The 13,955-nt window shown below is 64.7% G+C and carries 14 protein-coding genes; 3 read left to right on the top strand and 11 right to left on the bottom strand.

Features of this window, described 5'->3' with window-relative positions; all coding sequences use genetic code 11:
• Positions 1-77: 77 nt before the first annotated feature.
• Positions 78-1,985: a propionyl-CoA synthetase gene (locus BLS48_RS19405; protein WP_091580711.1), complete on the bottom strand. Its 1,908-nt coding sequence runs from the start codon at positions 1,983-1,985 to the stop codon at positions 78-80.
• An 807-nt stretch (positions 1,986-2,792) separates the two neighbouring features.
• Between BLS48_RS19405 and BLS48_RS19400 the strand changes: the two genes are divergently transcribed.
• From BLS48_RS19400 to BLS48_RS19390, 3 genes are read left to right on the top strand one after another with little or no spacing between them, the layout of a single operon-like run.
• Positions 2,793-3,077: a PqqD family protein gene (locus BLS48_RS19400; protein WP_091580708.1), complete on the top strand. Its 285-nt coding sequence runs from the start codon at positions 2,793-2,795 to the stop codon at positions 3,075-3,077.
• Between the two features lie 19 nt (positions 3,078-3,096).
• Entirely contained in the window at positions 3,097-3,531 is a 435-nt protein-coding gene (locus tag BLS48_RS19395; RefSeq protein ID WP_091581053.1) for a lasso peptide biosynthesis B2 protein, read from the top strand.
• Positions 3,528-4,514, top strand: a complete 987-nt coding sequence (locus tag BLS48_RS19390; RefSeq protein WP_091580706.1) for a phosphoenolpyruvate carboxykinase (ATP) — start codon at positions 3,528-3,530, stop codon at positions 4,512-4,514. Before BLS48_RS19395 ends, BLS48_RS19390 begins: the two co-directional genes overlap by 4 nt.
• 9 nt (positions 4,515-4,523) lie before the next feature.
• On the opposite strand, the gene BLS48_RS19385 is transcribed toward BLS48_RS19390, so the two are convergent.
• From BLS48_RS19385 to BLS48_RS19340, 10 genes are all read right to left on the bottom strand, one after another.
• Positions 4,524-5,546: a nucleotidyltransferase family protein gene (locus BLS48_RS19385; protein ID WP_091580703.1), complete on the bottom strand. Its 1,023-nt coding sequence runs from the start codon at positions 5,544-5,546 to the stop codon at positions 4,524-4,526.
• A gap of 156 nt (positions 5,547-5,702) precedes the next feature.
• Positions 5,703-6,689, bottom strand: coding sequence for a dihydroxyacetone kinase subunit DhaK (dhaK, locus tag BLS48_RS19380; RefSeq protein WP_091580700.1), 987 nt, complete (start codon positions 6,687-6,689; stop codon positions 5,703-5,705).
• A gap of 25 nt (positions 6,690-6,714) precedes the next feature.
• Complete coding sequence (locus tag BLS48_RS19375; RefSeq protein WP_091580699.1) at positions 6,715-7,137, bottom strand: hypothetical protein; 423 nt, start codon at positions 7,135-7,137, stop codon at positions 6,715-6,717.
• A gap of 11 nt (positions 7,138-7,148) precedes the next feature.
• Positions 7,149-8,750: a phosphoenolpyruvate--protein phosphotransferase gene (gene ptsP / locus BLS48_RS19370; protein WP_091580696.1), complete on the bottom strand. Its 1,602-nt coding sequence runs from the start codon at positions 8,748-8,750 to the stop codon at positions 7,149-7,151.
• Positions 8,734-9,036: an HPr family phosphocarrier protein gene (locus tag BLS48_RS19365; protein WP_091580694.1), complete on the bottom strand. Its 303-nt coding sequence runs from the start codon at positions 9,034-9,036 to the stop codon at positions 8,734-8,736. The genes ptsP and BLS48_RS19365 overlap by 17 nt, the downstream gene beginning before the upstream one ends.
• Positions 9,037-9,057: 21 nt before the next feature.
• Positions 9,058-9,447 carry a dihydroxyacetone kinase phosphoryl donor subunit DhaM gene (gene dhaM, locus BLS48_RS19360; RefSeq protein WP_027040441.1) on the bottom strand — a complete coding sequence of 130 codons (390 nt, stop codon included), beginning with the start codon at positions 9,445-9,447 and terminating at the stop codon, positions 9,058-9,060.
• Positions 9,444-10,046, bottom strand: coding sequence for a dihydroxyacetone kinase subunit DhaL (gene dhaL, locus BLS48_RS19355; RefSeq protein WP_091581050.1), 603 nt, complete (start codon positions 10,044-10,046; stop codon positions 9,444-9,446). The genes dhaM and dhaL overlap by 4 nt, the downstream gene beginning before the upstream one ends.
• A 72-nt stretch (positions 10,047-10,118) precedes the next feature.
• Positions 10,119-11,762, bottom strand: a complete 1,644-nt coding sequence (locus tag BLS48_RS19350; RefSeq protein ID WP_091580691.1) for a dihydroxyacetone kinase subunit DhaK — start codon at positions 11,760-11,762, stop codon at positions 10,119-10,121.
• A gap of 73 nt (positions 11,763-11,835) precedes the next feature.
• Positions 11,836-12,849 carry an ABC transporter ATP-binding protein gene (locus BLS48_RS19345; protein WP_091580689.1) on the bottom strand — a complete coding sequence of 338 codons (1,014 nt, stop codon included), beginning with the start codon at positions 12,847-12,849 and terminating at the stop codon, positions 11,836-11,838.
• Positions 12,842-13,954 carry an ABC transporter ATP-binding protein gene (locus BLS48_RS19340; protein WP_091580686.1) on the bottom strand — a complete coding sequence of 371 codons (1,113 nt, stop codon included), beginning with the start codon at positions 13,952-13,954 and terminating at the stop codon, positions 12,842-12,844. Before BLS48_RS19340 ends, BLS48_RS19345 begins: the two co-directional genes overlap by 8 nt.
• Position 13,955 lies beyond the last annotated feature (1 nt).

Here is a 13,955-nt window from a genome sequence, read left to right as displayed (position 1 = left end):
TATTGCTTAGATGCCGGTCACGGCTTTCCGTGAGGCGGCGCTATCCACGCTGGTCCGCTGCCAACCGCGCCGGCTGCTCAAAGCACGATGCCGCGCTCCTTCAGGGCGGCGGTGATCTCGTCGAGAATGACAGGGTCGTCGATGGTCGCCGGCATCGCCCATTCTTCCTTGTCGGCGATCTTCTGCATCGTACCGCGCAGGATCTTGCCAGAACGCGTCTTCGGCAGGCGCTTGATCGTCACCACCGTCTTGAAGGCGGCGACCGGGCCGATCCGCTCGCGCACCAGCCTCACCACCTCGCTTTCGATGGCGCCGATGTCGCGCGCGACGCCGGCATTGAGCACGACGAAGCCGAGGGGGATTTGGCCTTTCATCTGGTCGGCGATGCCGATGACGGCGCATTCGGCAACGTCCGGATGCGCCGAGAGCACCTCCTCCATGGCGCCGGTCGACAACCGGTGGCCGGCCACATTGATGATGTCGTCGGTGCGGGCCATGACGAACAGATAGCCGTCCTCGTCCATCATGCCGGCGTCGGCCGTCTTGTAGAAGCCGGGGAACTCGTCGAGATAGGCTTGGTGAAAACGTTCGTCCGCATTCCACAGCGTCGGCAGGCAGCCGGCCGGCAGCGGCAGCTTGACCACCACATTGCCCAGCGTGCCGCGTGTCACTTCGTGACCGGCATCGTCGAGCACGCGGATGTCGTAGCCGGGCATCGGCACGCCGGGAGAGCCGTACTTGACCGGCAACAGGCCGAGACCGGCCGGATTTATCGTCATCGGCGAACCGGTCTCGGTCTGCCACCAATGGTCGATCACCGGCACGTTCAGCTTCTGCTCCGCCCATTTGATGGTTTCGGGATCGGCGCGTTCGCCGGCGAGGAAGAGCGTACGGAACGTCGAAAGGTCGTATTGGGGAATGAACTCGCCCTTCGGGTCCTGCCCCTTGATGGCCCGAAACGCGGTCGGCGCGGTGAACAACGCGACGACGCCGTGCTCGGCGATCACCCGCCAGTAGGTGCCGGCATCGGGGGTGCCGATCGGCTTGCCTTCGAACAGGACGCTGGTGCAGCCATGCAGCAGCGGCCCGTAGACGATGTAGGAATGGCCAACCACCCAGCCGACGTCGGAGGCCGCCCAGAACACTTCGCCCGGCTTGACGCCGAACTCGTTTTCCATCGTCCACTTCAGCGCGACCATGTGGCCGCCATTGTCGCGCACGATGCCCTTGGGCTGGCCGGTCGTGCCCGATGTGTAGATGATGTAGAGCGGATCGGTGGCCAGCACCGGCACGCAGTCGACATTGGCGCCAGCGGCGCGCTCGCGGGCGACAGCGTCGGCATAGTCGATGTCGAAATGGTCCTTCAACTCGCAGCGCAGCTGGTCGCGCTGCAGAATCAGGCAGGCGTCCGGCTTGTGCCTGGAAATCTCGATCGCCTTGTCGAGCAGCGGCTTGTAGGCCACGACACGGCCCGGCTCCAGGCCGCAGGAGGCCGAAATGATCAGCTTCGGCTTGGCGTCGTCGATGCGGGTGGCAAGCTCATGCGAGGCAAAGCCGCCGAAGACGACCGAATGCACGGCGCCGATGCGGGCGCAGGCAAGCATGGCGAAGGCCGCCTCCGGCACCATCGGCATGTAGATGATGACGCGGTCGCCCTTGCCGATTCCGCGGTTCTTCAGCACCGAGGTCAGCGCGACCACCTCGCGCTTCAGCTCGGCATAGGTAAATTTCCTGACCGTTCCGGTGATGGCGCTGTCATGGATCAGCGCGATCTGGTCGGCGCGCCCGCCCGCGACATGGCGGTCGACGGCGTTGAAGCAGGTGTTGCAGGTCGCACCGGTAAACCAGCGTCCGTAGACGCCTGCCGTGGCGTCGAACACCTTGTCATAGGGCGAGTACCAGTCGATAGCGACAGCCGCATCCGCCCAGAACTTTTCCGGATCGCGTTTCCAGCCGTCATAGACCTCATGATAGCGTGAAGCCATCCTTACCCTCCCCAGGAACGATTTGCCGTCCTGGTGAATAGCCTATGCTGTTTTTTCCGGCGATGTCTCCTGCATTTTCGTCTGAGCCGGTCTCGTCTTGACCACGGATGCGTGGCGTCGTGAACTGCGGCCGTGACGGGGAGGATGTGAACGAATGCGCCATCCGCGGGCGGCCATGGCAAAACCGGTGTTCGGCAACACCGGTGTTCGCGCCGGTGATCGACACCGTGCAGGCTGTCTCGGCCGGCAGCGCCAGCGCGGGGCACGCGGCGGCTGCCCAGCAGCGTCCTCCTCGGTGGCGTGAAGGTCGATTGGACCTGAAGCGGTTCATCGTTTCACGGAAACGCCGAACCGCCCGATCTCCTTGACCTGACGCAATTCCAGACGGAAAACGGTTTCACGCTTTTCCGGGGATTGCTCTATAGCGGCAGAGCCATAAGCATCAGGCCAACACCGCCGGCGATCAAAATCGCTGCCGCCAAGGCTTTCCGATGACGTTCGAAGCTCGTCGGAGCCCGCTCCCAATTGTAACGCATACTCTATCTCCCCAAGACCCGCGGCTTCCTTACCTTACTTAGGGGAAGAAAAGCAACGGCCCTGCTCGGACTGCTCACGGATAGCCCCCTGCTGCCGCGACTATTTCTGGGACGGTTCCCGTCGAGAGCCGGCAGCGGCGCGATATCGATCCGCGGCAACGGGCATCAAGCTGGGCGATGCCAAGGAAGGTGGAGCTGGTCGGCCAATGGACAGCGCCCCACCACCGCGCTATCTCATTTCGGGGTTTGGCATGGCTTGGTGGGGTTCGTGATGGAAATTGCCTCTGGAACTGTTTTGCGGCTGGCGGACGATGCCTCGGTTCAGCATGCCGGCGATGGTGCCGTCGTGCTTTTGGCACGCAGCGGCCAGCTCTATACGTGCAACGGCACGACCGAGGCCTTTCTCGACAAGGTCGATGGCGCGCGCAGTCTCGACCAGATCATCGACCTGCTTTGCGAGGAGTTCGAGGTCGACAAGGGCACGCTTGATCAGGACATGGCGGCACTGGCCACCGATCTGGTCTCGGAAGGTATCCTCGCCGCCCCAGTCGCTTGATGGCTAAGGGTACCGCATGATGACTGACCGTCCTCTCCTGCGCGCCCTGTTTCGCTGCCATCTCTGGGCGAGCGCGCGGCTGATGCCGGTCCTGCTCGTCAACCGCAGCTTCGAGGAGGTGCTGAAGTGGGCGCCGCTCGCCTCGTCGACGCCCTATCGCGGCTTGCCCTCCGCCTACGTCGTCGCCAGCGTCAACCGCACCGTGCGCCATCCCTGGCTGATGCGCGACCGCAGATGCCTGCGGGAGGGTCTGCTCGGTCATCGCTTCCTGCGCCTCGCCGGCTTCGATCCGGATCTGCGCTTCGGGGTTGACCCGAAATCGATGCAGGCGCCGCGCATGTCGGCGCATTGCTGGGTCTGCCTCGACGGCAGGCCGGTGGTCAGTGACAGCCTTCCCGGCATGGTCGAGATCTATCGCCACCATGCCGATGCCACAAAGGTGCGTCCCGCTTGACCAGACCTTCAGCGTGCTATGGCCTCAACGGCCAGATCCTCGGCATATCGGCCGAGCGTCCCGATCTATGGCGGGACTTCGACAGGATGCTCGCCAGCCTGCGCATCACAGGTCCCGTCGAGCCGGATTTTCGTCTCGATATCACCGAGACGGATGTTCTGGACGAGGCACCGGATGGATCCCCCGTCTTCGATGGCGAAATCCCGGAGGATGGCTACTGCCGGATGATCGAGGACGGTGGCACCGTCCATCTCGTCTTTCCTGAACGCCAGACTGTGTCGATCAATGGTGAGGAAGGCTGGGCCGAAATCCGGATTCGCCCCGATGCGAAAGCCGCCTGGACGCCATCGATGCTGGTGCTCGACGCCGCGCTCGACGCCGGCGGCCAGCATATGCTGCACACCGCGGGCCTGACACTGCCGGACCGCGGCTCCGTCGTGCTGATCCACGCCCCGAGCGGCACCGGCAAGACCACGACGTCGCTGGCGCTGGCCACGCAAGGTTTCGGCCTGTGCTCCGACGATGCCATGATCCTGGACGCGGCAGCCCCCAGGCCCGTCGCCTGGGGGCTGCCGCGCCACGTCAAGATCCACCAGAAAACCGCGCGGATGATCCCGCAGGTGTCGCCATGCCTCGGTCCTTCATGGGACCGCAACGGCGAACAGGCCGTCACGCTGGAGCGATTGAGCGAGATTGTCCGAATCGAAAGCCCGGCCGCCAGGCCGGTGGCGGCACTTCTCCACTTGGCGCGATCCGCCGACAGTGAGACCCGGCTTGTGCCCATGGCCCGGACCGACGCGATGGTGGCGCTGGCGATGGACAATGTCCGCACCGGCATGACCGGCCTGCTACCGCTGCAGAAACGCCGGCTGGCGACGATCGCCGGGCTGGTTTCTTCGGTGCCTACCTTCAGGCTGGAAGTGGGCGCGCGTCCGGCCGATGCTGCGGCGTTGATCAGCGATACCCTGAAAGCACGGGACTGATCGAGCCGGTCAGGCGGCGTGCGGCCGGGCCTTGGCCAGCCGCTGGATCCATCGGAAGGCATCGCGGCGCAGCCGCGAGCCGATCTTGTCCCTGGAATTGACGCTGAGCAGCGTGTTCGTGGTGATCAATCGTCTGGCCAGTCGTATCGACAGGTCGGGCTTGATCTGGCCCGCGAGTTCAAGCGCGCGCTGTTCGTCGAACAACCGGCCGGTCACATTGAGCACAATCGCCAGTTCAAGCTCGATGCCGGTCATACGGGCAGCGTCGAGCAGGCGGGCTTCCGATTCCGGCGACCGCAGCGCCCGCACGCCTTGCAGCACGTCGACGCAAAGCTGCAGCCGGTGGAATTTGTGCCCGCCGGCGGCGTGCACGATGGCGATCGTCAAAAGCGCGGCCGGTGTGTCCGTCGCGTCGCCGTCGATGACGCGCAGTTCCCGGAACCCCAGCGACAGGCGCCGCCGCATGCCGGTATCATGCACCAGGTCGCCATGCAGTTCGATCAGCAGGCTCGAATTCTCCTTTTCGAGCCATTTGAATTCCTGCAGCGCATAGGATTCGGCCTCATTGCTGCCAAGCTCGAAGCCGCATGCCGCGATTACCTGGTTTGCCCGCGACAGGTTGGCGGGTTCGACGAGGATATCGATGTCGGTGAACGGCCTGTCGGAAATGTTGCGGTAGAGCTTTCGCGCGAAGACCGGTCCCTTGACGATCCGCGCCGGAATGTCTTCCGCGGCGAGGCCCTTCATGATGCGGTCGCCATGGTACTGCAGCAGCATCGACTGGCCGGTGGCGATCGTCGCCTTCTGGCGCAGGTCGTGCAGCTTGCCTTGCAGGTCCGCATCCGGTGGCAGATGCGCGTCGCCACGCTCCTGGAGCTTGCGCAGCATGATCGGCAGGACGCCATGGAATTCGGCGTTGTCGAGCAGCGCCGTCAGCGTCTTTGCCGACAAATCCTCCCCGACTGTCGCGGCCTCCGGATCGGCGTAGCGCAGCAAGAGCTTTTCTTCGGCGGAGGTGAGAGATGGCAGCATCAACCGGACAATGTTACGGATAGGGGATTGTCCAGGATGGTTGCAGAAAAGCGCGGTGGAAGCCAGCGCTCTGGTCATTTGCTTTACGCAATTCCCAAGGGAAAGCGCTACGCGCTTTTCCCGGGAAAACCGTTACACACTTTTCCTGGAACTGCTCTACATGCCCCAGCGCAGTGCCGCCGTGTGGACGGGCGCATCCCACCAGCCGGTCGTCTCGTCATCGAGCATGGTCAGCGTGATCGAGCAGCCGGCCATGTCGAGTGAAGTCACATAGGTGCCGACCAGCGAGCGGGTTATAGTCACCCCGTGTTTCTCGAAAATCCGGCGGGCGCTGTTGTACATCAGGTAGAGCTCCATCTGCGGCGTGCCGCCGAAGCCGTTGACGAACAGCAGCGCCGGGCCTTTCGCCCTGTCGCCCAGATCGCCCAGGATCGCCGCGCATATCTCCTCGGCAATGGCATCGGCACTTTTCAATGTGTCGCGCCGCCTTCCGGGCTCGCCGTGGATGCCGACGCCGAATTCCATCTCGCCGTCGCCGATGTCGAAGGTTGGCTTGCCGGCGGCCGGCACCGTGCAACTGGTCAGCGCCACGCCCATCGAGCGGGTCACGCCGTTGACGCGATCGCCCAGCGCCTTCAGCAGTGGCAAGGCCATGCCATGCTCTGCGGCCGCGCCGACGATCTTCTCGACCACCAGCGTGCCGGCGACGCCGCGCCGGCCGGTCGTATAGGACGAGTTCTCGACGGCGACATCGTCATTGGTGACCACCTGCAGGACGCCTTCCGACATTTCGGCCGCCATGTCGAAATTCATCACGTCGCCTTCGTAGTTCTTGACGATGAACAGGCAGCCGGCGCCGGTGTCGACGGCCTCCGCCGCCGCCATCATCTGGTCCGGCGTCGGTGAGGTGAACACCTGCCCGGGGCAGGCGGCGTCCAGCATGCCGCGGCCGACAAAGCCGCCATGCAGCGGCTCGTGGCCGGAGCCGCCACCGGAGATCAGCGCCACCTTGCCCGGCCGCAAGGTCTTGCGGCGGACGAATTTGTGCCCGTCGCCGAGCACGAGGATGTCGGCGTGGGCGGAAACGAAACCATCGAGGCTCTCGGTCAGCACCGTGTCCACCGAATTGATAAATTTCTTCACGGCCGTCTCCTCCCGAAATAGGCGATCAGCTGCCTTTGCCGGTGATGCTGGTGATCTTCTGGATGAAATCATTCACCGCCCTGTCGAGCGCGGCGTTCTGCTTGTCGTCGCCGAAATCCGGCACGATCAGCGAAACATGCCGCGTCTTGCGCATGCCTGCCGCGACAGACATCTTGCCTGGATGCGCCTGGTGATAGGCGGCGAGAAACTGATCACGCTCGGCCGGGCTGAAATGGCAGACTGAGAAGATGGAAGGCAAATGTTTCGATGGAATCGGGATCGAATAGGCCGGGCTGGAAATCTGCGTGACGAAACTGCGGTGCTTGCCAAGCGCGTCGGCAAGGCGCTGGCGCATGCCGGACGGCCGCTGGTCGATGACCTGGGACAGGATCGTCTTGTAGGCGCGGATCGCCTCTTCGGAGCCGGGTTCAGGTATCTTGTCGACCATGCCAGCCGAGCCTAGACCGAAACGTCCGCGACGGCCGCCTTGGCCATGGCGAGTTGAGCCGGAGCGACGGAAAGATCGCGCAGGCCGGCCTCGAGCAGTGACCGTATCGAGGCGGGATCGCCGCCAGCGTCACCGCACAGGCTGACCGGGATTCCTTCGCGCTCGCCAAACGCGGTTACGGCAGCGACAAGCCGCAGCACCGCCGGATGGCGGACCGAATTGAGATGCGCTACGGCAGCGTTGTCGCGGGCGGCGGCCATGACATACTGGGTGAGGTCGTTGGAGCCGATCGAAAAGAAGGCGGCTTCGGCGAACGCCTCCGGCACGATCGCCACCGACGGCACCTCGACCATGATGCCAAGCGGCGGCATTTCATGCGCGATGCCACGCGCGGCGAGCATTGCCTGCTCCTCGGCGAACATTGCCACGGCCTGCCTGTATTCCTCCACAACGGCGATCATCGGGAACATCACTTTCAGGCTGCCGTGGACAGCGGCGCGCAGCAGCGCACGGATTTGTACACGAAACACCTGAGGCCGCGCCAGCGATAGCCTGATCCCACGCAGGCCGAGGAACGGATTGCCTTCCTTGACGGTGAAGCCAGGCACCGGCTTGTCGCCGCCGGCATCGACGGTGCGGATCGTCACCGGCTTTTCGCCGGCCCACTCCAGCACCTTGCGATAGGCTCGATACTGCGTCTCCTCGTCGGGCAGCGCCTTGCCGAACAGGAATTCGGTGCGCATCAGCCCGACACCGTCGCAGGTCGCGATGTCGATGCCGTCGACATCGGACGGGTCGGCGATGTTGACCTGCACGCGCACCGCCGTGCCGGTCTTGGTCATCGCCGGCCGGGCCAGGAAAGTCCCGGCCAGGTCGCGGCGCGCCGAGAATGATGAGGACGATCGGCGAAAGGCGTCGATCTCGGCCCTGGAGGGCGACAGCACGATCCCGCCGTGCTCGGCGTCGAGCAGCGCCGGGCCGGCAAGTTTGGCTGGCGGACCGCCAAGGCCAACCACCCCAAGCCCGACAACCATCGGCACGCCACGCGACCGGGCCAGCATGGCGACGTGGCTCGCCGTGCTGCCTGCCTTCAGCGCGATGCCACCACCACAACTCCAGTCGGTTTCGAGAAAACGTGTCGGCGCGATGTCCTCGCCGTAGAGAATTGCGCCGGCCGGTGCCTGGACGTCGCCATCCTCGGTCAGCGCCCGCAGCACCTGATCCCTGATGTCTCGGATGTCGGCCGCCCGCGCCCGGAAATAATCCTGGTCGGAAGCATCGTAGCCGGCGATTTCCGCGTCGAGCGCCTGCCGCCAGGCCCTGTCGGCCGGTTGGCCGGCGTGAATCGCGGCAAAGGCCGGCCTGCCCAGCGCATCATCCCCCAGCATGGCGATCTGGAATTCGAGAATGTCGGCGGCGGCGCTATCAGCGGTCTCGATCAATGCCGCGAGACGAGCCGTCGCGGCATCGATTGCGGCTTCGAGCGCAGCCTTTTCATCTGCGGCAGTGGCCCTGACGGTGTAGTGTGCGGCAGTCCGGTCGAGGTCGAACAGCGGACCTTCGGCATAACCGGCCGAGGCCGAAATGCCCTGCAGCCTATGCGGTCCGGACATGATCCGCGCCTTCGTCGAAATCGCGCCGCACCAGTTCGACCAGCGCGTCGACGGCATCATCGGCGCCATCGCCGCTGGCCCTGATATGCAGCACGGTCCCCTTCGGCGCCTTGGCCGCCATCACCTTGACGATGCTCTTGGCGTCGAACCACGGCCCATTGGCGGCAAGCGCTATTTCCACGTCGGCGGCAAAGGTCTTGGCAAGCTTGGTGAACTTCACCGAAGGACGCGCGTGCAGACCCACCTCGTGGGTGATCAGGACGCTCGCTTCGGCGGATGCGGACATGTCTTCAAAATTCCCGTTCGCTCACGACGGCGACAATTCATGCGCCGTCGCCACCACTTCCTTCAGCGAGGCGCCGCCGGAAGCCTCCGTCGCGGCCATCACCGCGCCTTCGACGATCGGCGCGTTGCAGACGATGATCTTCTGCGAACGCGGCTCACCGATCATCTCCACCGCCATTTCGCTGTTGGTCTCCGCACCGCCGAGATCGACCAGAATGGCGACCCCGGCTTCAGACCAGGCCTTGTCGATGGCACCCATGATCGCCTCGACATTGGTGCCGAGCCCGCCATGGCCGTTTCCGCCGCACCATGCAAGCGGCACTTCGTCGCCCACCATCTGCCGCACCATGTCGGCCGTGCCCTCGGCGACCAGCGGCGAATGCGACACGATGACGATGCCGACATTGCTCATGCGCTTTCCCCGACGGTTTTCGCCACTGTCCGCACCAGCAGCGCGGTTGAGCGCGCGCCAGCGTCCATATGGCCGATCGAACGGTCGCCGAGGAACGAGGCGCGGCCACGCAGGGCCTTCATTGGCACGGTTGCCTCGGCGGCCGCGTCGGCGATATCGGCGATTTCAAAGGGGGCTCTTCCCTGCAGCAAAGCGTCATGCACGGGCTGCAGCACGTCGAGCATTGTCTTCTGTCCAACTTGCGACTTGCCTCGCGCCGCCACCGCTTCGATCGCCTTGCCAAAGGCCCCCGTCAGATTTGCGCGATCGGGCGCGGCGGAAATCTCCTTGCCGAGCGCCATGAAAAGGGTTCCGAACAAGGGACCTGAAGCGCCGCCGACCGTCATCACCAGCTTGGTGCCAATCGCCTTCAGGGCCTCGGGCAGCGGCTTGGCCGAAAACGCTTCCGCCTCGCTGCGCACGGCCTCGAAGCCACGCTTCATGTTCAGCCCATGGTCGCCGTCGCCGATCGCCTGGTCGAGCGCCGTCAGCTCCTCGGCATGAGCGGCAATCGTGTCCGCGGCGGTCGTGATCAGCCTGGAAAGGTTCAACTCCGCCATGTCGCGCAAATTCCCGGTTTCCATCCCGCCGGCAGTATCGAAAGAACTGTCGTTCGACAACTGAAGCATGCGTCAAGCCGCTGCATGCAGTGCGGCCACGGCCGCGAAGACCTCGGCCACGGCATGAGCGCCGGGGTCGACCACGCCGTGCAGCTTGCTGCCGACATAGGCGGACCGTCCGGCCTTCGCCTTGTCCATCGCGGCGGTGGCCTCGGCGCCGCGTCGGGCCGCGGTTGCCGCTTCCTCCAGCCCCTTGGCGTGGAGCGCTTTAAGCGCTGGCTCCAGGGCATCGACCATGGTGCGATCGCCAATTCTCGCGCCACCGTAGAAGGTCATCCGTTCGAGGCCCGCAAGCAGCCCCCTGGCCATGCTGGCACCGCCGTCCAGAGCCTGCGCCGCCGCCGTGAAGAAGATCGACAGCAGCACCCCGCTGGAGCCGCCCATGGATGCGCTCAGAATGTCGCCGACCGCGCCAAGGGTCGCCGCGGGGTCGGCAAGCGGCAGCGTATCAAGCCGGTCGAGGACACTGCGCGCGCCGGTCGCCACCGTCGAGCCGGTGTCGCCATCGCCAGCCTTGGCGTCCAGCCCGTTCAAAGTGGCTTCGAGCGAGATCAGCCTTTCGCAGACGGTGACCACAAGGCGCCTGCTGCGTGCATCCTGGCTGGGCTTGCGGGCCGCGCTTTGGGTGGCGGGTTTCGCCAGCGGCATGACAGAAGGCGCGACAACGGGCTTTGCCTGCATCCAGGCGTGCGGGCCGACGGGCGCGCGCAGCGCCGCCTCGCGCGCTGCATCGAGCCGGATCAGCGACAGCGAGAAGCCGTTCATGTTGAGCGCCGTCATCAGCGGTCCAGGGCCGATCGTCAGCTTGACTGTCCGAGCGAGCGGCGAGGCAAGCACGGCATTGGCGACAAGCGACATTTCGAGCGGTGGTACGGAACCGAGATTGTTGATCAGCAAGGCATAGCCGGCGTTCGGGTCGAGCCCTGCCGCGAGGCGCTCCGCCATGATCGCGACCAGCCTGTCGACGCCTTGCACGGCGATGCGCTCGACTCCCGGTTCGCCGTGAATGCCGAGACCAAGCTCGCCATCGTCCGCGCCAAACCTGTCTTCATGAGGCTGGCCCGGGATCGAACAGGACGACAGCGACATGCCGAGCGAAACGATGTCCGTTGCCGCCGCCCGCGCCGCCGCCGCGATGTCGGCCAGATCGTGGCCGGCCTCCGACAGATGGCCTGATATCTTGTGCACGAACAAGGTGCCGGCAACGCCGCGCGGCTGGTTGATATCCGGCAAAGCTATGTCGTCGGCGACAATCACCATCTCGACACGAAAACCTTCGGCGCGCGCCTTCTCGGCGGCCAGGCCGAAATTGAGGCGGTCGCCGGTGTAGTTCTTGACGATCAGCAGGCAGCCGGCCGGGCCGGTGACCGCGCGAATGGCTGCCAGCACCGCCTCCACGCTGGGCGAAGCAAAGATCTCGCCCGAGACCGCCGCCGTCAGCATGCCCTTGCCGACGAAGCCGGCATGCGACGGCTCATGCCCGGCGCCACCACCGGAAACGACGCTGACTCTCGTCTTGTCCCAATCGGCGCGCAGGATGACCTTGATCTCGGGATAGCCGTCCAGACGCGCGAGGTCGCCTGCGCCAATTGTCCTCAGGAGGCCATCCAGCGCCTCCGTGACGATCGTTTCCCTGCGATTGAAAAAGTGCTTCATCGAATTCGTCCAGTCTGTCGCAATCGTCAATCAGAGCCGGCGTTGACCCTTGGCAGGGAACACCGAAAACCGTTCACATCAGCCGTTGTCCGTCGGCACCAAAATAGAGCGGCGACCGGTAGCGGATCACCACTTTGTCGCCCTGTTCCAAATCCGTGTCGGGATCGGTCAGCGTCACCAGCTTCCTGGAACCCACCGTCACATGCAGGTGGTTCTGGTCGCCGAGATGCTCGACCCAGTCGACAACGCCATCGGCATGGCCATTGGCGGCCTTGTCGATCGACAGATGTTCGGTGCGCGCGCCGATTGTCTTCGTTCCTGCCGGCGCGCCGCCGTCAGGCAGCAGACCGGCCGGCAGCAGATTGATCGCCGGCTGGCCGAGTCTCGCCGCGACATGCAGGTTTGCCGGCTCGGAATAGATCGTCCTCGGCGTGCCGATCTGCACCAGCACGCCATCTGCGAGAATGCCGATGCGGTCGGCCATGGTCATCGCCTCGATCTGGTCATGCGTGACATAGAGCATGGTGGCGCCGAGTTCGGACTGGATGCGCTTCAGTTCGAGCCGCAGATCAGCGCGCAGCTTGGCGTCGAGCGACGACAGCGGCTCGTCCATCAGATAGATGGCCGGCTTGCGCACCAGCGCGCGGCCGATGGCGACGCGCTGCATTTCGCCGCCCGAAAGCTTGGTCGAGCGGTTGGCGAGCTTGTGATGGATACGCACCATCCTGGCGACATCCTCGACCCGGCGGCGGATCTGGTCTTCCGGCATTTTCCGCGCCGGCGAGCGCAGCGGGAAGGCGAGATTGTCGAACACCGACAGATGCGGATAGAGCGAATATTGCTGGAACACGAAGGCGGTGTCGCGCTCGGCCGGCGACAGCGTCGTGGCATCGTGGCCGCCAATGCGAATGGTGCCGCTGTCCGGCCGTTCCAGCCCGGCGATCAGCCGCAGCGTCGTCGTCTTGCCGGCTCCGGTCGGCCCGAGCAGCACGACGAATTCACCATCTGATATATGCAGGTCGAGACCGTCAACGGCGACATGGTCACCAAAACTCTTGGTCACGTTCTTGATGTGCACCTCAGCCATGCTGCGCCCTCCGTTCCGAAGCCACATCATAGATCGCGGTCCTCACCGCGCGGCCGGATCCCTTCTCGAACAGCGACAGGCGGGCGCTGCTCAGCGCCAGGCCGACATGATCGCCGGTGGCGAGGCGGATCTCGGCCGGCACGCGTGCCTTGATGATGCCATCCGCCGTCTCCACCGCGACGATCTGCGTGGTGCCGAGATATTCGGTGCCGTAGATGGCGCCCCGCAGCTTGGAGGTATCGTCGAAGCGGATGTGTTCCGGCCGGATGCCGAGCGCCATGTCGCCGGGCGCGATATCCTCGCGCACTTCCGGCACCACGACCTTCGCGCCCTGGACGACGATCTCGTTGGCGCCCTTTGCCAATCCGCCGCCAAATCTCAAGAAATTCATCGGCGGCGAGCCGATGAAGTCGGCGACGAACATGGTTGCCGGACGATCGTAGATCTCGCGCGGCGTGCCGAACTGTTCGATGACGCCATGGTTCATCACCGCGATCTTGTCGGCCATCGACATCGCTTCCATCTGGTCATGCGTGACGTAGACGGTGGTAGCGTGGATGCGGTTGTGCAACTCGCGCAACTCATGGACCATCAAATCGCGGAATTCGGTATCAAGGGTCCCCAGGGGTTCATCCATGAGGAAGCATTTTGGCCGCCGCACGATGGCGCGCCCCAGCGCCACCCGCTGGCGGTCGCCACCGGCAAGGCCAGAGACGGATTTGTTGAGCAGATGATCGATGCGCAACAGCTTTGCCGTCTCCTCGACCCGGGTGCGGATCTCGGCCGAAGGCATGCCTTGCGCCAGCAAGGGGAAGCCGATGTTCTTGCGCACGTTCATGTGCGGATAGAGCGCGAACAGCTGGAAGACGAATGCGATGTCGCGCTCGCGGGCGCGGCGCATGGTGACGTCCTCGCCGCCAAGCAGGATCTCGCCGCCCGTCGGCAATTCGAGCCCGGCGATCATGCGCAAGGTCGTCGTCTTGCCGCAGCCCGATGGTCCGAGCATGACGAAGAACTCGCCATCCTCGACGACGAAGTTGGAATCCTGCACGGCGACGAAATCGCCGAACGCCTTTCTCAGATGCTGAACACGGATCTCGGCCATC

This window comes from Mesorhizobium qingshengii (genome assembly GCF_900103325.1).
Lineage (GTDB): Bacteria > Pseudomonadota > Alphaproteobacteria > Rhizobiales > Rhizobiaceae > Mesorhizobium > Mesorhizobium qingshengii.
Note: the sequence above shows the minus strand (reverse complement) of the source record. Positions and strands in the feature narration are given on the sequence as shown.

Excerpts from the sequence above, each read along its gene's own strand:
- BLS48_RS19375 (WP_091580699.1), bottom strand. The coding sequence starts at position 7,137 with ATGGTCGACAAGATACCTGAACCCGGCTCCGAAGAGGCGATCCGCGCC.
- BLS48_RS19340 (WP_091580686.1), bottom strand. The coding sequence starts at position 13,954 with ATGGCCGAGATCCGTGTTCAGCATCTGAGAAAGGCGTTCGGCGATTTC.
- ptsP (WP_091580696.1), bottom strand. The coding sequence starts at position 8,750 with ATGTCCGGACCGCATAGGCTGCAGGGCATTTCGGCCTCGGCCGGTTAT.
- dhaM (WP_027040441.1), bottom strand. The coding sequence starts at position 9,447 with ATGAGCAATGTCGGCATCGTCATCGTGTCGCATTCGCCGCTGGTCGCC.
- dhaL (WP_091581050.1), bottom strand. The coding sequence starts at position 10,046 with ATGGCGGAGTTGAACCTTTCCAGGCTGATCACGACCGCCGCGGACACG.
- BLS48_RS19405 (WP_091580711.1), bottom strand. The coding sequence starts at position 1,985 with ATGGCTTCACGCTATCATGAGGTCTATGACGGCTGGAAACGCGATCCG.
- BLS48_RS19385 (WP_091580703.1), bottom strand. The coding sequence starts at position 5,546 with ATGCTGCCATCTCTCACCTCCGCCGAAGAAAAGCTCTTGCTGCGCTAC.
- BLS48_RS19395 (WP_091581053.1), top strand. The coding sequence starts at position 3,097 with ATGACTGACCGTCCTCTCCTGCGCGCCCTGTTTCGCTGCCATCTCTGG.
- BLS48_RS19400 (WP_091580708.1), top strand. The coding sequence starts at position 2,793 with ATGGAAATTGCCTCTGGAACTGTTTTGCGGCTGGCGGACGATGCCTCG.
- BLS48_RS19350 (WP_091580691.1), bottom strand. The coding sequence starts at position 11,762 with ATGAAGCACTTTTTCAATCGCAGGGAAACGATCGTCACGGAGGCGCTG.
- BLS48_RS19365 (WP_091580694.1), bottom strand. The coding sequence starts at position 9,036 with ATGTCCGCATCCGCCGAAGCGAGCGTCCTGATCACCCACGAGGTGGGT.
- BLS48_RS19345 (WP_091580689.1), bottom strand. The coding sequence starts at position 12,849 with ATGGCTGAGGTGCACATCAAGAACGTGACCAAGAGTTTTGGTGACCAT.